Here is a 22396-nt window from a genome sequence, read left to right on the forward strand (position 1 = left end):
GTTCTTAGTTTTTGGCAGAGCGCTTGGTCTTGTTGCCAAACGCCGAGGTTACGCGGTCAAGGAACATTGCCAGGATGACGACGGACAGGCCCGCCTCGGCACCCAAGGAAATATTGACACGCTGGATAGATGCGACGACGGCGTTACCAAGGCCACCACCACCGACCATGCCGGCGATAACAACCATCGATAGCGAGAGCATGATGACCTGGTTAATACCGCCCATAATCGTTGGCATCGCAAGTGGTAGTTGTACCTGCCTGAGCACGCGCCCCGGCGTGGCACCAAATGCATAGCTTGCCTCGACGACAGATTCGTCAACCTGGCGGATGCCAAGCTCGGTAAAGCGCACTGCGGGCGGGATCGCGAACAGCACGGTTGACACGATTCCGGGCACGATACCGGCCGAGAAAATCATGACGAATGGGATGAGGTACACGAATGCCGGCATACTCTGCAGGAAGTCCATGATCGGCCGGGTTATGCGCGATACCCATTTCACGCGAGCCGCAGCAATACCCCACGGAACGCCGAACAATGTTGCGATCACTGACGCCTCAATAACCAGCGCCAATGTGGTCATGGCGTTGTCCCACTGGAACATTCCGTAGACCAGCAAGAAGCCCAAGACGGTACCGACTGCGAGCTTCCAGCCCTTCGCGAAGAAGGCCAGCAGGGCGAACACGATAATGATTGCCCAAAACGGCGGGGTAGCCAACACCCAGTAGATTGCCTCGTAGATCTTGGTGAGGATATCGCCGATAACATCGAAAAACGCATCCCAGGAACGGATCATCCAACGGACGATGGAATCGACCCAGTCTCCGAGGGGAATCGAGAATAGTAAATCGTTGCGTGTCACCGGGCATCCTCCATCCGCTCATCGGCATCTGTTAGTGCTGTGCCACCTGCTGGCGCTGTTTCTTCAGCTGGTGCCTGTGCGCCTGCCAGTGGTGCGTCGTCGTTACGGTTCACCGTTGCCAACGCAATCAAAACTGCAATGCGCGGAATGATTCCTGCCAGCTTGCCGTCAGACTCGACCACCGGAATCGTGATCGGGCTGCCGGCCGATAACGCGATAACATCCGCCAACGTGGCATCGGGATGCACCGAGACGAAATCGGTGCGCAGCAGGTCCTTGGTGGTATCTAAGTCGGGGTTCTCGCTCAGCGCGCGCACCACGTCCTCCGTGTGGATGAGGCCGCGCAGCTTACGTGTTCCGGCGTCGGTCACCCAACCGCCGTCTTCATCCCATTCCTCGAGCTTCTTCAGCACGACGCGTGGGCCGTCACCAGAATAGATTCGCGTGCCAGGCTGGCGCATCATCGCCGAAGCAGTGATCACTCGGGTGCGATCGACGTCCTGCACAAATCTTGCGATGTAATCGTTGGCCGGATTGGTAAGAATTTCTTCTGCCGTGCCAACCTGAACAACTTGACCTTCACGCATCACCGCGATGCGATCACCAACGTACATGGCCTCGTTGAGGTCATGGGTGATAAAGACGATGGTTCGGCGCTTCTGCTGCTGAATCTCCAAGAGCAGCTCCTGCATATCGCGCCTGATCAGGGGATCAAGAGCGGAGAAAGCCTCGTCCATGAGAAGAATATCGGCATCCGCAGTTAGCGCCCGAGCCAAGCCCACGCGCTGCTGCATGCCACCCGATAGTTCATCCGGGTATGCGTGTTCGCGCCCTTCCAGACCCGTAGTTTTCAGGGCCTCCATGGCGCGTGCTTCACGCTCTTTGCGATCGACGCCCTGAATCTCAAGCGGGTAAGCGGCATTTTCCAGAACTGTTCGATGCGGTAGAAGGCCGAAATGCTGGAAGACCATCGACAGGCGTTCTTCACGAAGCTTGCGAATTTCCTTCAACGACATCTGGGTGATGTCTTGGTCTCCCACAAGAATCGTGCCCGAGGTTGCCGGGCCTAGGGCATTCAGTGTTCGCAGTAGGGTTGACTTTCCCGAACCGGAAAGACCCATCACCACGAAAATCTCGCCTTCTTCGATCTCCAACGAGACGTTGTCCACGGCAACTGTGACATCTTCCGGCAAATCTTCACGCGAACCGCCAGCTTTTAAATGCTTGACTGCCTTTTCTGGATCTTTACCGAATATTTTATAAACATTTGTGCATCGGAGGGCTTTCACTCCACTTCCTCTCCATACGGCGGGCAAAGCTCGCCCACGACGTGAATGGTTTGGTTAAATCGATTCCACGGTGCATGCGCCGCGCGGAATTTTAAAACTCGCATTGGCCACTGCCAGGTTGGGTGCGTTCGCTCGAGAATCCTCGAACTGGCTATCACTCATTCCTATAGTTGACATTTACATGCGGTAGCGCGCGAGTGCGCTCGAAGGACATTTAAGAATCTCAAACGTCAGGGGCCTGTTCCAGTTTTGTCACCAAATCGTAATATTTGGCGCAGGCGTGGCGATTTTGCTGTTACGCCTATCAGGACGTGGGAATCTCGCCGCTGGCATGGCCGAATCCTCCGATGAAAATGTGGCACTAATCACCTTGACGGGCGGGTGCTGACGCGGGAATAAAAATCCCGTGACGCGGGCGAACCTGCGTCACGGGATATGGCGGTGGAGGTGGGATTTGAACCCACGGTGGCTATGAACCACACAGCATTTCGAGTGCTGCACCTTCGGCCGCTCGGACACTCCACCTCGGCACGCCGATCTTAACCGCTTTAGGCACCTTCGAGCAAAATGGCCGAGCCCATCTGGGCGAGAGCTCACACGCCCCGCGTCGGTGCGCATTCACCGCCGCGCCTCGAACCAGTCAACCAACTGGCGATTGGCCTTCGCCTCCAACACGCCACCGACTACCTCGACCACGTGATTCAATCGCGCATCACGCAGCACATCGCGCACAGACCCCGCAGCTCCCGCCTTGGCATCCCACGCCCCAAACACCACCCTCGAAATCCGGGCATTCACGATCGCACCAGCACACATCGTGCACGGCTCCAACGTCACATACAGAGTGCAACCGGTTAAATTCCAGCTCCCGCGCCGATGCCCCGCCTCGCGCAGCGCATTAATTTCCGCATGTCCCGCCGGGTCACCGCAGGCTTCCCGAGTGTTATAGCCGCAGCCGATTTCCTGCCCAGTTTCATCGACGACGAGCGCACCCACTGGCACATCACCTAGCGCACCGGCCTCATCCGCCAGCGCCAAGGCGCGCCTCAGCCACTCGTCGTCGTTCTTCATACACACCATCGTAGTTAAGGTCCCGCGAAAATTTATCGCCAAAGAATTCACCACACGCGCCCAATCCGCATTAGATTAGAAGTATGAAACTTCAGGTCATTGATCATCCTCTCGTTACACACAAACTAACTGTACTTCGCGATAAGACCACGCCGAGCCCGGTATTTCGCCAGCTCGTTGAAGAAATCATTATGCTCCTTTCCTACGAATCCACCCGTGACGTGGAAATCGTGGACAAGGCCATCGAAACGCCAGTCACCTCAATGACTGGCAAAGTGCTTGCCAAGCCGCGCCCCATCGTCGTGCCAATTTTGCGCGCCGGGCTTGGAATGCTCGAAGGTATGACCCGCCTCATGCCCACCGCCGAAGTCGGATTCCTTGGCCTGCGCCGTGACGAAGACACCCTCGAGGCCATCACGTACGCGAACCGCCTCCCCGAGGACCTCACCGATCGGCAGTGCTTCGTGCTCGACCCGATGCTTGCCACCGGTCACACGCTTATCGCCTCAATCGACTACCTGCTCGATCGCGGCGCCCGAGACGTCACGGCGATCTGCATCCTGGCTGCCCCGGAGGGCCTCGAAGCGCTCGAAGAGCACCTGTCCGACAAGGCCAACGTGCGGGTGGTCGTTGCCGCAGTTGACGAAAAGCTGGATGAGAGAGGCTTCATCGTCCCCGGCTTGGGTGATGCCGGCGACAGGCTCTACGGCGTCGTCGACTAACCGATGCCCGTCTACCCCACATGACTCATGCCGCCGGCCCCGATTATCTCGGCCCAGCGTGGCGGGAAGCGGGCGTCGGGTTGGTCGGGCTGGACCTTCGCCGGAGCGGGCGGGCACTTCGCGATACGCGCTATCGGGACGATATCCGTGATATTCGCGTGCGGCTCGCGCCTAATCTCGGATCGAATGTGACCACGCTCGAAATATCCGGTGGCCGCCACGATCTTGCCCTTTCCCAAAAGGCAGCGCGCGACTTCTACGCCCGGGAGTCGATCGCGTGGGCTAATATTCGTTTTCCATACTTGAGTCAACAAGGAAGCAAACCTTCCAAAAGAATCGTGAACTCAAGGTGAAAACATGAACAAGAAGATGACCTGGACCATCACCGGCTCGCATAGCAGCCCCGGCCCCTAAGCCTGCTCCCGCGCAAGTCCACTCCGCACCATCAGCTCACTCGTAAATCGCCGAGCTCAAGCGACCCTGCCAACATTTGAGGGACGATTCGGAGGCGATCTTCGTATATCACAGGATCGGTCCGGGATCGTCCCTCACATGTCAGCCCCGAAGGCAAATTTGCTATTCTGTGGTGGTTATCGTTTCCACGAGGAGATTTTATGGGCAAGCAAAGCCGGCGCGAACGCCGTAATCAAGAACGCAAGGACCGCAAGAAGAAGGCGCGGATCCAGTTCGTTGACCGCCCATTTGAGGGGATCCCGTTCGAATCGGACCTAGTTGCGATGCGCGAGATTATTCCGTCAGCATCGATGAAGGTGAAACTCACCGATGAATACGGTGGAAAAGAGGTCACGCTGGTGACCCTTCTACCCGGCATGGGAGCCGCCTTGCGCAGGTCTGACGGCAAAATCCTCGTGGCAGTTCAGACCGTGATGTCCTCCGGAGACGTCTCCCTCGACATCGCAGACCGCACGATTAAAGCACTCGGTCTCGAACCCGGAGAAACGATCGCCCAGGCCGATCAGCCCGAACCCGGGCCGCGCCTGCAAGACATCTTGGACCTTGAGGCCGCCACCGAGCTCGTTATGCACGATTCCTATGATTACTGGGTTGATCCTTCCGATGCGGAGAATCCGGACGTGCAGGCCGCGATCCAGCAGACAGCCGATCAGATGGTCCCCACCGCGCAGGTTTCCGGCGTTGAGGGGGCTTACTGGTGCCGGATGCAGCGCGAATTTGTGCGCTGGGTGCGCCCCGAACCAGAAGACGCCGTGCTCGACGCGCTCGCTCGTTTGCAAAACAGCCGTGAGCTCACCTTCGACGACGCGCGTTTCGTGGGTGCTTTCCGCGCCCTAGGGCTGCTGATTCCAGTATTCGAATTACCCGCCGGTGCCGAAGCTGACGAATTGGAAAAGCCACTGGCCGAATTTTCTAAGAAACTTGAAAAAGCAATCGCCAACGAGGAGCCTCTCAGCCCGGAAGAAAAGCGTGCGCGGTCGGGAATTATTTCGCGCCAGGTCACGCTCCGCTAGCCGCACCACAACTTCACTGTCCAAATCGCCAACATTTTTACGCACTCTTGACCATTTGCATATAGACTTTATCCGTGCGAGGCAATCGTGTTGCAGTGGTCATCCCGGCCAAAGATGAATCTGAGCGCATCGGCGCCACCATTCGTGCGGCGCGCGCAATTCCGCACGTGGATCTGATCGTCGTCGTTGATGACGGTTCGGAAGACAACACACGCGACATCGCTCGCGCTGCGGGCGCCACCGTCGTGCGCCATTCCGTCAATCGGGGCAAGGCCTCCGCGCTCGAAACCGGCTCATCCGTCGTCGCTATGCGCGACCCACAGGACGCTCCCCCACGAGCCGTACTGTTTCTTGATGCCGATCTGGGTGAATCCGCGGTTGAATGCGCGCCGCTCATTCAGCCCGTACTTTCCGGCGCCGTTGACATGACCGTCGCTTATCTGCCACCGCAGGCGGGCGCCGGCGGGCACGGCGTCGTCACTGGCTATGCGCGGCGCTGGATTCGGCGGCTCACCGGCTGGTATCCCCAACAGCCCCTGTCCGGCCAACGTTGCCTTACACGAGAAGCCCTGACGGCGGCGCACCCACTAGCTCCCGGCTGGGGGGTCGAAGTGGGCATGACGATCGACCTGCTCACCCAGGGTTTCACGGTTCAGGAAATCGCCTGCAAGCTCTACCATCGCCCATCAGGCAACGATTTGGCCGGCCAGTTGCATCGGGCAAGTCAATATCGCGACGTCGTTCGCGCGGTTATGGCACGCAGGGCTCGGCGCGTAGGTGTCTCACGCGAGGCGCGCAAAACGGGCAAGGTTGAGCCCGGCATGCCGTTCAATGCATTTGCATGAACGGTTCGTTGAAAATATTTCGGCCGTAACGGTCGTTCTCTTTACCATCGAGGCCGGCTACTGACCACAGCCCAACAAAATAGAGCCCGCCGATCAGCGGGATGACCAGGCCTGAATCGTTGATAAACATCGCGCTAACAAGCGTCACAAAAACCGCGATCGTCCCGAACCTCAGCTCGGGGAAGTCAGGCACACCCCGAAGCGGGCGAAATCCCGCTCGTATGGCCAGATAACAAATGAATGCGAAAAGTAGAATGCCGGCTACCCATCCAAACCACGGAACCTGGGTGGCCAACTGTTCAAGTTTTCGCAGCACAACATTTGCCGCATCCCCATCGAGTACGGATTGGAAAAACTGGCCAAGATGGCTCCGGGATTCGGGGGCACGTAGCCAGTCGGCGAACGCAATACCTATCGTGAGTACCACTGCTGCGAGTGCAAGGGCGCCGATCCGCGCTGGCGTCAAGCGCATGCCTAAAGCAAGAGCCAAGAACACGCCAAAGCCGAGCACGAGAGCGGGCGGCCCACCAAAATCCGCGCCCATATGCGGCGCGCCATCAACAAATATCGCAACGAATGCCATGCCGATCACAACGCCTGGCACCGCGGCCTTTGCCCGGTGATTTTTCGCAATCTTTGTGACGACGGCGGTCAGGAAAATCATGCTCACGGCCCAGATCGCAAACGGCGCATTGGAGATTCCATAGAAGCGGCCGCCAGATTGTGGCTGGTCGCCGAGCACGGAAATCGAGTGCAGGTTCGAGCCGAGTGCGGCGTCCAAGCCGATCGTGGCGGCGGTGACGAGGGCGATGAAGGTGGGGGCGAGTATAATGCTGGGTACGGTATCTTCGCTCACGGGCGTGCCACGCTTGGCGAGCTCCGCGGTTTCAACTCCGTGGTTTTGAGCCAGCCGCAAGGCTATCCCCGCGATTGCAAGGGCGATCGCCGTCATTCCTGTCGTGAACGTGGCGGCACTGTAGCGGCCAGCCAGCCACCAAGGAATCAGGTTGACGAGGAAGGACGCCGCGGGCAAGGCCGCCGATACAAGGATTGCGAACAGGTGATGCACGCCGAATCGGCTACCTCGAATCGTTGCCGTGACGCCGGCACAAATAATAATCGCACCCAAGACGAACAGGACGTAGAACAGCCCCACCATTGCCCGCGTTGACATTGCCCGCTGGTTGAGGTCCGCCAAATCGCCCGGATCGGCGTCGCTTTCCAGAACTGCCGGAGGCGTGCCCGCAGCGGCGGCCGGCACGGCGAGCCCGAACGCGTCGAAGATCGCCGCCTGCACGTCAACGTTTTGGATCAGGCCCGGCTGGCGGGTTGAGGCTGAGGTGGCAAGCGAGCCGGCGCCCTCGCCGATCACTGTTTGCAGATAGATCTGAAGCCGTGCCGTTTCACGGTCGGAATCGCCGAGTGAGGCCACGATGAGTGTGGTACCAGGCTCCAGGGCGTCAAGGAGTCGCCCCAGTTCCTCGTCGATGCGGGCGGTGGAGGCGCGCGTGCGTGCTGAGACTTCGCCGGGCGGGATGAACGTCATTTCCAGCTGGCTTGCCGGCGTTGAGTCCCGATGTGCGGAGCCCAAATCGACGACGACGAGGTCCGCGTCAGCTACCTGCCGATACCCGTCCACCGCTCGATCCGTCACCGACCCGTTCATCGGAGCTTGCACCACTTCGCCGAGCGGTTCCCCGGCCCGGTTCGCAATGGCCAGCGCGGCGCCCGGGCCAACACCTGCAACGCTCAGCCCGGAGCCGGCAAGCGTTTCCGCCAGCAAACCGAACCGCGGCTTGTACCGATTTTCCGCGTTATTGGTCAGGATCTGTTCCCACACATCCAGGTGGTCCACGCCGTCAAAGGGGTTCGAACTCAGCGCGTAAGAAAATTCCACGCACGACTGGTTTGAATCGGAGATGCCGTGCGTGCGCACGCCAGTATTCAGCGTCATCCAACCGCCGACACCGCACGTCGTCATAGAAAAGGTGCGCACCGAGGTGTTAGCGATCGCCGAGGTTTGTGCGAGCGAGGCCAAGTTCGGCGTACGCGAATCTACCGCTTCCCATGGCACGCCAACCATTCCAACGACGACGACCTTTCCGTTTCCCCGAGGCATCGGCTGCGGATCGTGGTCGCGTAGCATCGGCAGAAATAAGGAAAGAAGGATCGCTGCGAGCACGCCAAAGATCGCGCACTTCCACATGCGGCTTGGCGTTCGTGAGCGTTCCATGGTGTAAGCCTAAGGTTCTGCGCGGTTGGCAACAAAGTGGCACGCAAGCCGACATGTGGCCGATACCTTGGAAACGGCGTCGTCTCTATACAATGGGCGCATGAGCCAACTCCGTTTCGCATATCTCGGGCCACGCGGCACGTTCACGCAGCAGGCCCTGAACCAGATCGCTACCGAGGATGAGTCGGAGCATATTCCGGCCATAGATTCCCCGCGTGCGATCACAATGGTGCGCTCGGGGGAGGCGGACTTTGCTGTGGTGCCGATCGAGAATTCGGTTGAGGGCGGGATTAACGCGACACTCGACACACTTGCCAAGGATTCCGATCTGTTGATTTTTGCGGAAGTACTCGTGCAGATCGCGTTCACATTGGCCGTACGGCCGGGCACGAAGATGGGCGATATTACGCATATTTCTACGCATCATGCGGCGTGGACGCAGTGCCGTAACTGGCTGGGCGAACATTTGCCGGATGCGGTTCATTTGCCGGCGACGTCGACGGCGGCCGGCGCGGCTGGTCTGGCTGGCGATGGTGATCCGGGCTACCAGGCGACTCTCGTATCGGCGCTTGCGGCCGAACAATACAACCTTGAGGCGCTGAGCGATTCGGTGGCTGATAATCCGGATGCGGTGACGCGGTTCGTAATGGTCGGGAAGTCGGGCACATTGCCGGAGCGGACGGGCTCGGATAAGACCACGTTGATGGTGCAGCTTGCCACCGACGAGGCGGGCGCACTGCTCAACATGCTCGAGCAATTCTCCGCGCGCGGGGTGAATCTTTCCCGTATTGAATCGCGGCCTGTTGGGGACTCGCTTGGCCGGTACGCGTTTTCGATCGACGCCGAGGGGCACCTGATGGACGAGCGGATCCAGGCCGTGTTGCTCGGCTTGCACCGGGTGTGCCCGAAGGTGACGTTCCTCGGTTCCTATCCGACGGCCGACCACCGGCGAATCCGCCTGCGGCCGGGCACAACTGACGATGATTTCATTTCTGCCCGCGCGTGGGTGGATAACCTGATCGAGCGCTCGAGTTAAGCGGGCATCAATTTAGATCGCGCATTTACCTCGCGTCTTAGCCCCGGTTCACCCCAGACTTACCCCACGCGGACCCGCAACGCCGCCTCGTCGACGCGAGTTGAAATTTCGCGCGCATAGCCGAGCACATCGCCGTCGACCTGCACCGGCTGAGCCGTATTGGTCTCAATACGTGCCTGGTTGATTCGGTGCACGTTAATTTCGCCGGAGTTGTCGATTCCTGGGATCTTGACCGGCGCTAGGCCGAGCCCGTTGAGCCCAACTTGACGCACGACGTCGGCCCATCCGATCAGGCCGCGGCGAGTGTCGAGCACGGCCAGCTCGAGCCAGCCGTCACCGGGGTCGGCGTGCTGGTCAAGCACGAATCCGCCGAGGAGCTCTCCGCAATTGAGGGCCATGATTGTTCGGGCGTCAACGCTGAGAGGTTGGGCGGATTTGCCGGTGGTGACCTTTGCGCGCATCTTGGGGCCGAGCAGATGCGGGAGTGCCGCTTTGACGTAGGCGAGCCAGCCGATTTTCGATTTCAGGTCGGATTCTTCGTCCGCCGACGCCATGATCGCCGCGTCAAAGCCGATTCCCGCGTTAACGAGGAAGGCGTGTTCGCCAGGTGTGGCAAGGGTGACATCTTCGGCGTCGTCGGGGATGTCGGCGGGGGTGAGCTGTGCCTGCTCCGGGATCGCTAGCCAGCCGACGTCGATCTTTGTATCCTGGCCGGTCAGTGCGATGACGGCCATGCGGCGCGGACTTGATAGCGGCAGACCGAGGTTGCGGGCGAGCAGGTTGCCAGTGCCGACGGGAAGCATGCCGAGCGGGGTGGCCGTGCCGGTGAGAACTTCGCCAACGTTTCGCACCGTGCCGTCCCCGCCTGCGGCGATAACCACTGAGGCGCCGAGCTCGAGGGCTTCGCGCGTCTGGCCGAAGCCGGGATCGTCTTCTGTGGTTTCCATCCAGATGGGTTCGGGCAGATCGGCGTCTTTGGCGGCGCGGGCCAGCGTGCCTTTCAAGTAATCGAAGTCCGCGTTTTTGGTTGGGTTGTAGACGACTACCGCAGGGCCGGTTGGCTTTTGGTGCTCGGAGCCGGCAGATGCAAGTGCGGCGCCGTGGCGGTCGATCGCTTCGTCGTGGCGTTCGAGGCTTTGGCGTTGATCGGCCAGGTTCTGCCGCTGATCTTCGAGCTTTTGGGTCAGTTCTTGGATAGTGGCCCGATTTTCGTCGATTTGCCGGGCGAGGTTTTCGGTGCGGGCATTGAGGCGCGCCACCGTGACCGCCGCGTAAACCGCGACAACGATACCTAAAATTGCCGCAAGTAAAGCCCAATCCATGCACCTATCGTAATGGTCGCGCTGGCGGCTTGCACACTTCTTGTACGCCCCCCAGCCATTTGGTGTGAGTTAGAGGATTTCCTCGAACGTTTCAGCCTTAAAACGGCTTTTTCTCACAACAAATGGTCGCCTCCTCGAGTAGCAAGCCGCCCAACCGCTCTCAGAACACACGACAATCCGGTGATTCCGAACAAACCAACCGCCCTAAAAGAGTTAACCGTCAATTGCCCCCACCCCACATCCGACCTATCCTTATAAACATGATTGATATCCGCACAATCCGCGAAAATCCAGACCTTATCAAAGCTTCCCAGCGCGCCCGCGGCGCCAGCGAGGCAGACGTCGACGCCGTCGTCGCAGCAGACGAAGCCCGCCGCGCTGCCCTGCAAAACTTCGAGGATAAGCGTGCGGAACAAAAGGAACTCTCCCGCTCGATCGGCAAGGCATCTCCGGAGGAGCGGCCCGCGATCCTTGAGCAGGCCAAGGCGATGGCCGTGGAAGTCAAAGACCTCGAGCAAAAGGCCAATTCCGCGAACGAGGCATTCGAGGCCGCGATGCTCGCTATTCCCAATCTGATCGTCGACGGCGTTCCCGCAGGTGGCGAGGATGATTTCGAGATTCTTAAGCACGTGGGCGACATCCCCGAATTCAGCTTCGAACCCAAGGACCACCTAGATATCGCCGAAGGCCTCGACGCGATCGACATGGAACGCGGCGCAAAAGTTTCCGGCGCGCGTTTCTACTACATGAAGGGAATCGGCGCCCGCCTCGAACTGGCCCTGCTCAACATGGCGATGGATCAGGCCGAGCGCAACGGCTTCACCGCCATGATGACCCCCACCCTCGTCAAACCCGAGGTGATGGGCGGCACTGGCTTCCTCGGCGCACACGCGGACGAGATCTACTATCTACCCGCCGACGATCTCTACCTCACCGGCACCTCCGAGGTTTCGCTCGCCGGTTACCGCGCGGACGAAATCATTGACCTGTCAGCCGGCCCGCTCCGCTACGCCGGATGGTCCACCTGCTATCGCCGCGAGGCCGGCTCCCACGGGCGTGATACCCGCGGAATCATTCGCGTCCACCAGTTCAATAAGATCGAGATGTTCTCCTTCACCACGGCCGACGAGGCCGAGGCCGAACACGAACGCTTCCTCGCATGGGAAGAAGAGATGCTGGCCAAGGTTGAGCTACCCTACCGCGTCATTGATACCGCAGCCGGCGATCTAGGCGACTCCGCCGCCCGCAAGTTCGATTGCGAGGCCTGGCTGCCCACCCAAAACCGATTCATAGAACTAACGTCCACCTCCAATTGCACCACCTTCCAGGCTCGTCGCCTAAAAATCCGCGAGCGCACAGAGGCCGGCACGAACGTCGTCGCTACCATTAATGGAACGCTCGCAACCACGCGCTGGTTGGTAGCCATGCTGGAAAATCATCAGCAGGCCGACGGCTCGCTCTACATTCCCGAGGCGATGCGCCCCTACTTGGGCGGCCGCGAGCTAATTGAACCGGTGAAATAAATGGCCGACGAGACCACCCAGAACACCTACCCATCACCAGAGTTCGAGGGTGATCCCGCCAATCTTCCCGTCGAGGATTACACCCGCTGGCTCGCGCCCTACAGCGCGGGCCCGGATCTGTTGGTTGGCCTTGATGTGGATGGCACGATTTTGCACCACGACACCACGCTGTCCGCGCGGGTGCGCGAGGCCGTTCAGGCGCATATCGCTGGCGGTACGCATATCGTGATTGCCACCGGGCGCGGCGTGCAGGCTACGCAGATTGCGCTCGAGGCGCTGGGGATCGATAGCGGGATCGCCGTCGTGTCGAATGGTGCGATGATTTTATCGATTGGCGAGAGTGATGATGGGCTGGAAACCACGGAATTTAATGGCGGGGTGGCTTCGGCGAACGTGCCGGTCCGCCTTCTTCGTGCCCACACTTTCCATCCGCGCGAGGAGATCGAGCTGATTGCGAAGGGTTTGCCGGAGGCGGTTATCGCGGTGGAATCGCTCAGTGGGCCTACCCGGATTTCGGGGCCCTTCCCCGAGGGGGAAATGTTGACGGAGACGGTGCTCGTACCCGTTGATGAGTTGGTGGTTCCCGACACCACGCGCGTTACGATACGCGCCCCGCACATGAGCGCGCTCGAGATGCTCGAGGCGATTCAGGATCTTGGCCTGCAGGGCGTGGAGTACGCGGTTGGCTGGTCGGCGTGGATGGATTTGGCGCCCACCGGGATCAATAAGGCGGTGGGCTTGCAGGAGGTTGCGGATATTCTTGGCACGCGAGCGTCGATCACGGTTGGCGATTCGGGTAATGATTGCGAGATGCTCGCCTGGGCCGACGTCGGCGTGGCGATGGGCAATGCACGCCCGTATGTTGCATCGTTTGCGGATACGATGGCCCCGCACGTCGACGACGACGGGCTGGCGGTTGTGCTGGAAGAACTACTCTAGCTTCTAGGTGCTTCCCGCGAGATCTAGATCGTTCTCGCGAGACATGATTTCGTAATAAAAGTATCGCCAGAGCCATATTAGTGTCGCGGGAGCGATGCGGGCGGAAGGAATGCGTGTTTGCTCAGCTAGCGCATGCGTTCTCTACTAGCGAACACGGCACACTGCAATTAGTTCAGCGTTTAACTATTCGTGCAGGTGGTAGCTAAATGTCTGATAAGTAACGTTTTGGTAACTGTCTCATTACTTTGGCGTTAAACTATTTTCCTCACTATGATCAGGGCGACCCTTAACGAGGAGGAACGCAATGAAGCGAATTGCTGCTATCTCTGCAGTACTGCTCGCGAGCGCTTCGCTCGCCGCATGTAGCTCTGATGATCCCGAGAAGCCGGACACCGGAGCTAGCGAAGAAACAACTGCCACGCAAGAAGCACCCAAGGGTAACTGGCCCGATCTTTCGGGTGAGACCCTCAACGTCGCATCGGACTGGTCCGGTGCGGAACAAGAAAACTTCGAGAAGGTTCTGGCCGGTTTCTCTGAGGCCACCGGCGCCGAAGTTACCTACACCTCGCTCGGCAACAACGTTGCAACCGCACTGGGTACGCAGATCGAGGGAGGATCGCCTCCGAACATTGCGTTGATCCCACAGCCGGGCCTGATGAACCAGCTGGTGGCTGACGGCTCGATCGTGCCGCTGGCCGATGACGTTCTGGCCGAGGTTAAAGAGAACTACGCGCAGACCTGGATCGATCTCGGTTCGGTGGACGGCGAGACGTACGGCGTGTGGTTTAAGGCCGCGAACAAATCGACCATGTGGTACAACGTTGAGCTCTACGAAGCCGCCGGTGTTGATACTCCTGAAACTTGGGAAGATTACGTCACCACCCTTGAGACCCTCGCCGATTCGGGTACCTACGGCGTGTCAATCGGCGCCGACGTCGGTTGGCCACTAACCGACTGGTTCGAAAACGTGTACCTTCGCACCGCAGGCCCAGAAATGTACGATAAGCTGACCAACCACGAGATCCCGTGGACGGATCCGTCGGTCGAAGAAGCACTGAACGTGCTCGCCGAGGTGTGGGGTAACGACGCCGTGGTACAGCCCGGTGGCGCGCAGCGCACCTTCCCGGACTCGGTGACTGCAGTCTTCGGTGACAACCCTGAGGCTGCAACCGTCTACGAGGGCGACTTCGTGGCAGGCAACATTGCCGACCAGACCTCGTCGGTTGTTGGTCAGGACGCCAAGTTCTACGCCTTCCCGTCGATTAACGACTCCGAGCCGTCCGTCATGGGCGCCGGAAACGTCGCGGTTGCATTCGATGATTCCGAGGCAACCCAGGCACTCATGAAGTACCTGGCATCGCCGGAGGCAGCCAACATCTGGATCGGGCTCGGTGGCTTCACCTCGCCGAACCAGAACGCTGACATGAACCTGTACCCGGATGAGACGTCGCTTCAGATTGCTGAGGAGCTCGTCAACGCCGAGGTCTTCCGCTTCGACATGTCCGACCTTGTTCCGTCCGAATTCGGTGGAACCGAGGGCCAGGGCATGTGGCAGGAGTTCATCAACTTCTATGAAAACCCGGACGATATTCAGGGAACCATGGAAGCGCTTGAAGCGGCAGCACAGTCCGCTTATGGCAACTAATCAGTAACCGAACGTGGGCGGGGCTAGGAGCCCCGCCCACTTCGTTGCGGTGAACACAACCGCAACATTTCAGCACTGAGCACCTTGAGGAAGTACTCATGAGTACAGACACCGTCGCGAGTCGAACGCGCGAAGAGAAAACAAACTTTGAGGAACAACCCAGCCGGAAGAGAATCAATCCGATGCTCTGGTGGTTCCTCGGTCCAGCCGTTCTCATCCTGATCGTCATGATCATCTACCCCGCCGGCTATTCGGTGGTGCGATCCCTGTTTGACGATTCGGGTAACTTCGTCGGCCTCGACAACTACGTGCGCATGTTCTCGATGTCGTCGACGAAGCAGGCCATTCAAAATAACCTCATCTGGGTGCTCGCCGCTCCGCTCATTACTACCACGCTCGGCCTGATCTTGGCCGTTTTGATGGACAAGATTCGGTGGAAGACGGCCTTCCGCCTCATCATCTTCATGCCGATGGCGATTTCGATGCTCGCGGCCGGTATTATTTTCCGTTCGATTTTCCAGCAGAATCCGAATATCGGTTTCGCTAATGCGGCGATTGTGGCCGTCCAACAACTGGTCGGCGATTCGACCCAGTATCCGGGCGCCCGCCCCCGCGACACCGAAGCATTCACGCAGGGCGCTGACAATGCGATCGAATCGAACCAGACATTCAGCGCCGGCGACGTGGCGGCCGTTCCGCTGGTGGGCATCCGCCAAGACGCGATTCCCGACCCCGAAGACCAAACCCAGGCCATGCCCGCCGATTCGGTTGACGGCTCGATCACTGGCACGGTGTGGCTCGATTTCGCGCGCGGCGGCGGTGGCGAGTCCGGTGTGATCGATGACGGTGAAGCCGGCCTGGGCGGCATGGAAGTCGCGATCGTGGATCCGGCGGGCGGCGTCGTCGCTACTACTGAAACCAACGACGACGGCACGTTCGGCTTCGAAGAGATCGGCGGCGAATCCTTCACTGTGAAGCTCAGTGCCGCGAACTTCGCCGAAGCCCCCACGGGTATCGACTGGCTCGGCCCCTCGCTCATCACGCCGGTCATGATTGTGGCCTTCATCTGGATTTGGGCCGGTTTCGCGATGGTGATGATCGGGGCGGGCCTATCCGCCGTCGATCGTTCGCTCATGGAAGCGGCGCGCGTCGATGGCGCTAGCGAATGGCAAGTTTTCCGGCACGTCACGGTGCCGCAGCTACGTCCAACCATCACGGTCGTGCTCGTGACTCTGACCATTAACGTGCTGAAAATCTTCGACCTCGTCTACGTCATACCGCCGGGCCAATCAAAGGAGGCGGGCACCGTCGTCGCCGTCGAAATGTGGAAGCAATTCGGAAACTACAACTACGGAATGGGCTCGGCGCTCGCGATCTTGCTGGTCATCATGGTGTTGCCGTTCATGCTGTGGCAGGTGCGCAACTTCAGGAAGGGGAACTAGCGATGGCGGCTAAAGAAACGCAAGCAGCGCGGGTGGATTTAGCGACGACGGCGGGGCACGTGTCACAAGCGGGTCGAAGGCGTACGCTGAGCGAAAAAATCAACCGCGTTCTATCAAATTCTGTGGTGAACGTTGTGTTGCTGATCGTGGCCGCAATGTGGCTGCTGCCAACCGTTGGCCTGTTTTTCCAGTCGGTGCGCTCCCCTCAAGACAACGCGCAAACCGGCTGGTGGACGATCTTCGACAACTTCGAGCAGTGGACGTGGGGGAACTACGAGTCGATCCTCAATAATGACTCGATGATGCAATCGCTGTGGAATACCGTGCTGATCGTCGTGCCGTCGACGTTCCTCGTGGTGTTCATTGGCGCGATGGCCGGCTACGCGCTCGCGTGGATCGAGTTCCCCGGCCGCACTGCCCTTCTGACCGTCATTGTTGGCCTCATGGCTGTGCCGCTGCAGGTCTCCTTCATTCCGCTCGCTCAGCTGTTTGGCTCGGTTGGCATCTTTGGCACGCGGTGGGCCGTCATCCTGTTCCATACGGCCTTCGGATTGCCGTTCGCGGTATTCCTCATGCGCAACTACTTCCGGCAGATTTCGCCCGAGCTCATGGAGGCTGCACGCCTGGACGGCGCGGGTGAGATGCGGATCTTCGTGCGCATCGCGCTCCCGCTTGGCGCCCCGGCCCTAGCGTCGCTGACGATCTTCCAGTTCCTGTGGTCCTGGAACGACATGCTTGTGGCTCTGATCTTTGCAGGCCCGCAAGACAAGCCGATCACGGTGGCGCTATCCGAGCAGCTCAGGCTGTTCTCTTCGAATATTGACATCCTCGCCGCTGGCGCGTTTTTGTCGATGATCATCCCGCTGCTCGTGTTCTTCGCCGGTCAGAAGTACTTCGTCAACGCCCTCTTGCAGGGTTCAACGAAGTAACAATCAATGACGACGAGGCGGGGCTGGTGCTTCGCCTCGTCGTCGTTTGTGGGAGGCTTTTTGCGTCATATCTGCGGGCGTGTCACAATAGCAGATGGCTTTCTTGTGCCCGCGAGGGTATGGGCAAGTGCAGGAGGGTTGTCAGAGCGGCCGAATGAGGCGGTCTTGAAAACCGTTATACGGTGATCCCGTATCGGGGGTTCGAATCCCCCACCCTCCGCCAACATAACGAATAGAGGAGGTCGTGTGACGAATTCCGATTCTCTAACAATTGAAGACATTTCCCAAGAAATTGAGCACGCGCTCAGTCATGATTCGATAACACTTGCCGCTAAGGCGTTGCAATCGTTGCGTTCGCAAGACGTCGTGCAGCTCATGCACCGTCTCGATTTCAGAAACCGGGCGGTCGTGTACCGACTCCTTCCAAAGGATCGGGCATTAGCTGTTTTTGAAATGCTGCAACCGCGCCTTCAGGCGGATCTTGTCCATGCGTTGCACGATGAGGAAGTCACCGGCGTTTTCGCCGAGATGGATCCGGACGATCGCGCAACGCTTCTCGATGAGCTTCCCGCCGGCGTCGCCACCCGGCTACTGCGGGATCTGCCCGAATCCGAACTCGAGCTGACCTCAATTGTTCTTGGCTACCCGGCGAACTCCATCGGCCGGCGAATGAGCCCAGAATTTGTGAGCGCATATCAGGACGCAACCGTGGCCGAAACCCTTATCCGGGTTCGCTCGCGGATCGACGACGCCGAGACGATCTACACCATCCCGGTGGTTAATCGGCAGCGAAAGCTCATGGGGGTGCTCGACCTGAGCGCGGCCATGCGGGCTGATCATGACACGTCCATTGCCGAAATCATGGACGAGCCCTATTCGGTGCCCGCCACCGAGAGCGCGGAGCAGGCTGCCATTCGCTGCTCAAATCTCAGGGTCTTAGTGCTGCCTGTGGTGGATGACGAGTCGAGGCTGGTCGGGATTCTGACCGTTGACGACGCTCTGTCGATCCTCGAGGACGCCCAGGCTGAGGATCAGGCGCGTATCTCTGGTTCTGAGCCGTTGCGCCGCCCGTATTTGGCGACGCCGGTCAGGTCGATCGTCAAGTCGCGCGTGGTGTGGTTGCTCGTTCTGGCTATTGGCGCAACGATCACCGTGCAAGTGCTGGAGGTTTTTGAGGCGACGATCGAGCAGATGGTCGTGCTCTCCCTCTTCGTTCCGCTCCTGATTGGCACCGGTGGCAACACCGGCAATCAGGCTGCAACCACGGTGACGCGTGCGTTGGCGGTGGGCGACGTGCGGCCGCGCGACGTCTTTAAGGTAATCGCTCGAGAAATCAGGGTGGGGCTTACTCTCGGGTTACTTCTGGGCACCCTCGGCTTCGCCATCGCGTCTATATTCTATGGCGTGGCGATCGGGCTGGTTATTGGTCTGACCCTCATGAGCATCTGTACGCTGGCCGCCGCGGTTGGCGGCGGGATGCCACTGGTTGCAACAAAGATTGGTGTGGATCCTGCCGTTTTCGCCAATCCGTTTATTACCACGTTGGTGGATGCGACCGGTCTGGTTATCTACTTCCTCATTGCGCGAGCCGTATTGGGTCTGTGAGGCGTCGCCTGCCACGCCTCACGGGTGCGGCGGCCACTGCGACTGAACGTGATGAGCGCCCGGCACGTGCCGGGCGCTCATTGCTGTTGACGTTGTACCTAATTGTCGAATTGCTCCCGGTGGAGGAGCTCGGCTAGATCACGGAGGGCATCGTCGCACCTCGTGTAAAAGTTCTAGAAGATCATCGACAGGAGCCAGACCAATACGACGATAATGAGGATGAGTCCAATGATTCGAATAATGCCAGTCATTTTCATTCTCCGTTCAGAAGTCGATTGTTCAATTTCGTTAAGCATTCATCAAAAACTGGCTTAAACATAGGTAATCCGCCAATGGTGAATCAGGTAGCGACGCAACGCCGAGTACGCATTAACGCGGGTACCCGCTTAGACACAGGTCAGAGCGCACATGCGTCCGCCGAGCACCCGCGCTGGCACAATCCGGAGATAGGCGGGCGTGCACTCGGAGCGGGCGCAACGATGGCAGTGCCGGATGCAGCCGGCAAGGTGAGCTGATCGTCGTCGTTAGTGATTGTGGTGGCCGCAGACCAGTTGGCAACTAGGGCGCGGAATCGGCTAGTCTGGGGTGGCTTGGAGATATGGCTGAGTGGTCGAAAGCGCTCCCCTGCTAAGGGAGTAGTCGCATATACGCGGCTCGAGGGTTCAAATCCCTCTATCTCCGCGTGTGGCCCCTTCCGAAGAACTTTCGGGAGGGGCTTTTCGCGTCCCCGCCCCTGCTACACCCCCCCCCACGGGCGTCTCACGAAGGGCTTTCCTGCTTCACGGAGGGCCTTAATGCTGCATCTAAGCCCTCCATCAAACAGGAAAGCCCATCATTACGGCGAGGGTAGAGCGAGCCATAGCCACCCTGCCCCACGGGCCCAGCGCACCCAACGGCGTAGGATGGCCGCCGTTCAGTCAGCGCGAGTGCGATCAGCCCACGCGCGCTCGATGAGTTCGCGCAGCACCGTCACATCGATTCCCTCGAATGCGGGTAAGGCAATCGCGTTCCGGCCGGTCGTGACATCTCCCAGCCGCGCAAGGATCTCAGCGTAGTAATCGGCGTATCTGCGAAGAACGAGCACGAGGTGGCACCCGCGACGGGTGAACCCGATTTCAAAACCATCGTCCGGGGACTCTGGGTGGGCGGCGGGCTTCTTCTGCCCGAATCCAATTACGGACGGCCCCCTCATGACAGCCTCGCATCCGGTGACCTGACTCAGCAGGTCGAAGAGCGCGCGAGCATCGGATTGGAGTTCGAGCGGGTAGCGATCGATGCAGTCGATTGGCTGCAAGCACGACGCCGGCCTGCCAGCGCTCACGGGAACATCTTGCACAAATTCGCGGGCGGGCGAGGAGTGATCGGTGCGACGGGTCACAACTCCTCCTCGGGTCATCCAAGATTCGGACATTTAACCTTCCTCGATTCTACCGCCGGTGATCGAGTAAGTGTTGGGTAGTCAAGAGACGCGCGACCGACGAGCAGCGCGCTTTATAACATTTCCATAACGCCTCGACATCAAGGCTTTCAACGATCGCGAACCGTCGTATAGTTGCCAGCAAGCCTGTGGCTATTGCCTCATCGCACCAAAAAGCAATCATGCTCAGGCTAAAACACCAATCAGCACTCTGAGTTATTCACACACAGAAAAGAGGAATCCACATGAGTACCCCAAATCTCAATCAGGATTCAGCTGTCTCGCAGGGTCAACTTGATGGCTCGGACGAAACGATTATGCCGCCTGGTCGGCCTTGGATTCGCCACTTTGGCGGTCTGGCACTCGGCATTGTCCTAGCTCTGATCGTTTACTTTATTTTCCCTAAGGAACTATCCGCTGACCTCATCTCGAAGTTGATCGAAAAGGAAATCGAGCCCGACGGCCACAAGATTGCGCTCACGGCAGCCATCGCGGTTCTCATGGGCGCATGGTGGATGACGGAAGCGATTCCGCTCGCCGCCACTGCGCTCGTTCCCGTCACCGTTTTCCCGATTCTGGGAATCATGACCTACCCCGAAGTTGGAAGCTCCTACGCATCCTCCACGATCTTCCTGTTCATGGGCGGATTCTTCCTTGCCCTTGCCATGCAGCGCTGGAACTTCCACCGACGCCTTGCGCTCACGATCGTCCTCGCAGTCGGCACAAAGCCAAAACGCCTCATACTCGGCTTTATGGTGGCGACCGGCTTCCTCTCGATGTGGGTCTCCAACACTGCAACCGCGGTCATGATGCTCCCGATTGGCATCTCCGTGCTGTCTACGATCGGCCAGGTTGACGACGTCGGCGGCCAAAAGAAGCTCTCAAACTTCGGCACGGCGCTCATGCTGGGAATCGCCTACTCGGCGTCGATCGCCTCGCTGTCCACCCTCATCGGCACACCGCCGAATGCGCTGCTTCGCGGCTACCTGCAAGACACGCACGGCATGACCTTAAACTTCGGCCTGTGGATGGTGTTCGCGACGCCGCTCGCCTGGCTATTCCTACTCATTGCCTGGCAGTTTCTGATTCGGCTTTACAAGCCCGAGGTTGACGACATCCCTGGCGGCCGCGAGCTCATTAAGGGCGAGCTGGACAAGATGGGCCCGATGTCCACCCAAGAGAAGATCGTCGCCATCATTTTCGTGCTCGCCGCGCTCTCGTGGATCTTCATTCCAACCTTGTGGCCAGAAGGCCCGATCGGCGACACCACGATCGCAATGTTCCTCTCTATGGTTCTCTTCATCACGCCCGCCAAGCCTTCCGAAGGTGTTGCCATCCTTGACTGGGAGACGGCGAAAGAGATTCCGTGGGACGTGCTCCTTCTTTTCGGCGGCGGACTCGCTCTTTCATCCGCCTTTAGCAGGACGGGGCTTTCCGACTGGATCGGCGAACAGGCGGGCGCTCTTGAAGGCTTGCCAACCGTGCTGATTATCGCGGGGATCGCGGGAATTGTGCTCTTCTTGACGGAGATGACTTCCAACACGGCAACAGCGGCTGCTTTCCTTCCGATCATCGGCGCGGTTGCGATTGGCATGGGTGTGGATGTGCAGCTGCTGGTGATCCCGGTGGCGCTGGCCGCAACGTGTGCGTTCATGCTTCCGGTTGCGACCCCGCCGAATGCCATCGCATACGGCTCCGGCTATATCACGATCGCTCAGATGGTGAAGGCCGGTGTTTGGTTGAACATCATCGGAATCGTTCTGATCACGATCTGGACGGTGGTGTTCGGCCCGATGGTGCTCGGGATCGCCATTTAAGGTGAGCTGCCCGTAAGCAAGAACACTATCGAACAATTGGCAATTGCCCGGCTCGGGCGCGTAGACTAAACGTCGTTCTTAGGAACTATGCGCCCGTAGCTCAACGGATAGAGCGTCTGACTACGGATCAGAAGGCTGGGGGTTCGAGTCCCTCCGGGCGCGCTTCGGCCCAGTGGTTGACTTAGGTGTCCCGCTGGGTCGAGCTATTTTGT

At 59.3% G+C, this 22396-nt stretch carries 20 protein-coding genes and 4 tRNA genes; 16 read left to right on the top strand and 8 right to left on the bottom strand.

Annotation, left to right across the window (positions count from 1 at the left end; genetic code table 11):
- Positions 1-4 precede the first annotated feature (4 nt).
- The 4 genes from J2S70_RS04285 to tadA all read right to left on the bottom strand — a co-directional run bounded on the left by J2S70_RS04285 (position 5) and on the right by tadA (position 3222).
- A complete protein-coding gene (locus J2S70_RS04285; protein WP_307682506.1) occupies positions 5-862 on the bottom strand; it encodes an ABC transporter permease in 858 nt (285 codons plus the stop codon).
- Entirely contained in the window at positions 859-2151 is a 1293-nt protein-coding gene (locus J2S70_RS04290) for a quaternary amine ABC transporter ATP-binding protein (RefSeq protein WP_307682507.1), read from the bottom strand. Before J2S70_RS04290 ends, J2S70_RS04285 begins: the two co-directional genes overlap by 4 nt.
- A gap of 436 nt (positions 2152-2587) precedes the next feature.
- A tRNA-Ser gene (locus J2S70_RS04295) sits at positions 2588-2676 on the bottom strand.
- 93 nt (positions 2677-2769) lie between these two features.
- On the bottom strand, positions 2770-3222 hold the full coding sequence (tadA, locus tag J2S70_RS04300; protein WP_307682508.1) for a tRNA adenosine(34) deaminase TadA: 453 nt from the start codon (positions 3220-3222) through the stop codon (positions 2770-2772).
- Between the two features lie 83 nt (positions 3223-3305).
- Here tadA and upp point away from each other — a divergent pair, with 83 nt between their 5' ends.
- From upp to J2S70_RS04320, 4 genes are all read left to right on the top strand, one after another.
- On the top strand, positions 3306-3944 hold the full coding sequence (gene upp, locus J2S70_RS04305) for a uracil phosphoribosyltransferase (protein ID WP_307682509.1): 639 nt from the start codon (positions 3306-3308) through the stop codon (positions 3942-3944).
- Between the two features lie 20 nt (positions 3945-3964).
- The gene (locus tag J2S70_RS04310) at positions 3965-4297 is read left to right on the top strand and encodes a hypothetical protein (protein ID WP_307682510.1); all 333 of its coding nucleotides are present in this window, start codon (positions 3965-3967) and stop codon (positions 4295-4297) included.
- A 261-nt stretch (positions 4298-4558) separates the two neighbouring features.
- On the top strand, positions 4559-5431 hold the full coding sequence (locus J2S70_RS04315; protein ID WP_307682511.1) for a DUF5926 family protein: 873 nt from the start codon (positions 4559-4561) through the stop codon (positions 5429-5431).
- A gap of 74 nt (positions 5432-5505) precedes the next feature.
- Positions 5506-6276, top strand: a complete 771-nt coding sequence (locus tag J2S70_RS04320; protein WP_307682512.1) for a glycosyltransferase family 2 protein — start codon at positions 5506-5508, stop codon at positions 6274-6276.
- On the opposite strand, the gene J2S70_RS04325 is transcribed toward J2S70_RS04320, so the two are convergent.
- The gene (locus J2S70_RS04325; RefSeq protein WP_307682513.1) at positions 6260-8509 is read right to left on the bottom strand and encodes a hypothetical protein; all 2250 of its coding nucleotides are present in this window, start codon (positions 8507-8509) and stop codon (positions 6260-6262) included. The two genes, J2S70_RS04320 and J2S70_RS04325, sit on opposite strands and share 17 nt — an antisense overlap.
- Positions 8510-8609: 100 nt before the next feature.
- Here J2S70_RS04325 and pheA point away from each other — a divergent pair, with 100 nt between their 5' ends.
- Positions 8610-9545, top strand: a complete 936-nt coding sequence (gene pheA, locus J2S70_RS04330; RefSeq protein WP_307682514.1) for a prephenate dehydratase — start codon at positions 8610-8612, stop codon at positions 9543-9545.
- Positions 9546-9604: 59 nt separating this feature from the next.
- Here the strand turns inward: pheA and J2S70_RS04335 are convergent, their stop codons facing one another.
- Entirely contained in the window at positions 9605-10867 is a 1263-nt protein-coding gene (locus tag J2S70_RS04335) for a diacylglycerol/lipid kinase family protein (protein WP_307682515.1), read from the bottom strand.
- Positions 10868-11127: 260 nt separating this feature from the next.
- Between J2S70_RS04335 and serS the strand changes: the two genes are divergently transcribed.
- The 7 genes from serS to mgtE all read left to right on the top strand — a co-directional run bounded on the left by serS (position 11128) and on the right by mgtE (position 18950).
- Entirely contained in the window at positions 11128-12390 is a 1263-nt protein-coding gene (gene serS, locus J2S70_RS04340; RefSeq protein WP_307682516.1) for a serine--tRNA ligase, read from the top strand.
- Positions 12391-13329 (top strand): HAD family hydrolase, encoded by a 939-nt coding sequence (locus J2S70_RS04345; RefSeq protein ID WP_307682517.1) that lies wholly within the window; start codon positions 12391-12393, stop codon positions 13327-13329. It begins immediately after the preceding gene.
- Positions 13330-13633: 304 nt separating this feature from the next.
- On the top strand, positions 13634-14974 hold the full coding sequence (locus J2S70_RS04350; RefSeq protein WP_307682518.1) for an ABC transporter substrate-binding protein: 1341 nt from the start codon (positions 13634-13636) through the stop codon (positions 14972-14974).
- A gap of 98 nt (positions 14975-15072) precedes the next feature.
- Complete coding sequence (locus tag J2S70_RS04355) at positions 15073-16416, top strand: ABC transporter permease (protein WP_307682519.1); 1344 nt, start codon at positions 15073-15075, stop codon at positions 16414-16416.
- A gap of 2 nt (positions 16417-16418) precedes the next feature.
- Positions 16419-17345, top strand: coding sequence for a carbohydrate ABC transporter permease (locus tag J2S70_RS04360; RefSeq protein ID WP_307682520.1), 927 nt, complete (start codon positions 16419-16421; stop codon positions 17343-17345).
- Between the two features lie 132 nt (positions 17346-17477).
- Positions 17478-17568, top strand: a tRNA-Ser gene (locus J2S70_RS04365).
- A gap of 23 nt (positions 17569-17591) precedes the next feature.
- Positions 17592-18950: a magnesium transporter gene (mgtE, locus tag J2S70_RS04370; RefSeq protein WP_307682521.1), complete on the top strand. Its 1359-nt coding sequence runs from the start codon at positions 17592-17594 to the stop codon at positions 18948-18950.
- A 173-nt stretch (positions 18951-19123) separates the two neighbouring features.
- Here mgtE and J2S70_RS04375 read toward each other — a convergent pair whose 3' ends face one another.
- Entirely contained in the window at positions 19124-19246 is a 123-nt protein-coding gene (locus J2S70_RS04375; protein WP_307682522.1) for a hypothetical protein, read from the bottom strand.
- Positions 19247-19282: 36 nt separating this feature from the next.
- Here J2S70_RS04375 and J2S70_RS04380 point away from each other — a divergent pair, with 36 nt between their 5' ends.
- Positions 19283-19465 (top strand): hypothetical protein, encoded by a 183-nt coding sequence (locus tag J2S70_RS04380; RefSeq protein ID WP_307682523.1) that lies wholly within the window; start codon positions 19283-19285, stop codon positions 19463-19465.
- Between the two features lie 77 nt (positions 19466-19542).
- Positions 19543-19631: transfer RNA gene (locus J2S70_RS04385), tRNA-Ser, on the top strand.
- 232 nt (positions 19632-19863) lie between these two features.
- On the opposite strand, the gene J2S70_RS04390 is transcribed toward J2S70_RS04385, so the two are convergent.
- Positions 19864-20361: a hypothetical protein gene (locus J2S70_RS04390; RefSeq protein ID WP_307682524.1), complete on the bottom strand. Its 498-nt coding sequence runs from the start codon at positions 20359-20361 to the stop codon at positions 19864-19866.
- A gap of 251 nt (positions 20362-20612) precedes the next feature.
- Here J2S70_RS04390 and J2S70_RS04395 point away from each other — a divergent pair, with 251 nt between their 5' ends.
- A complete protein-coding gene (locus tag J2S70_RS04395; RefSeq protein WP_307682525.1) occupies positions 20613-22184 on the top strand; it encodes an SLC13 family permease in 1572 nt (523 codons plus the stop codon).
- A gap of 89 nt (positions 22185-22273) precedes the next feature.
- Positions 22274-22346, top strand: a tRNA-Arg gene (locus J2S70_RS04400).
- Positions 22347-22396 lie beyond the last annotated feature (50 nt).

Source organism: Trueperella bonasi (genome assembly GCF_030811535.1).
Classification (GTDB): Bacteria; Actinomycetota; Actinomycetes; order Actinomycetales; family Actinomycetaceae; genus Trueperella; species Trueperella bonasi.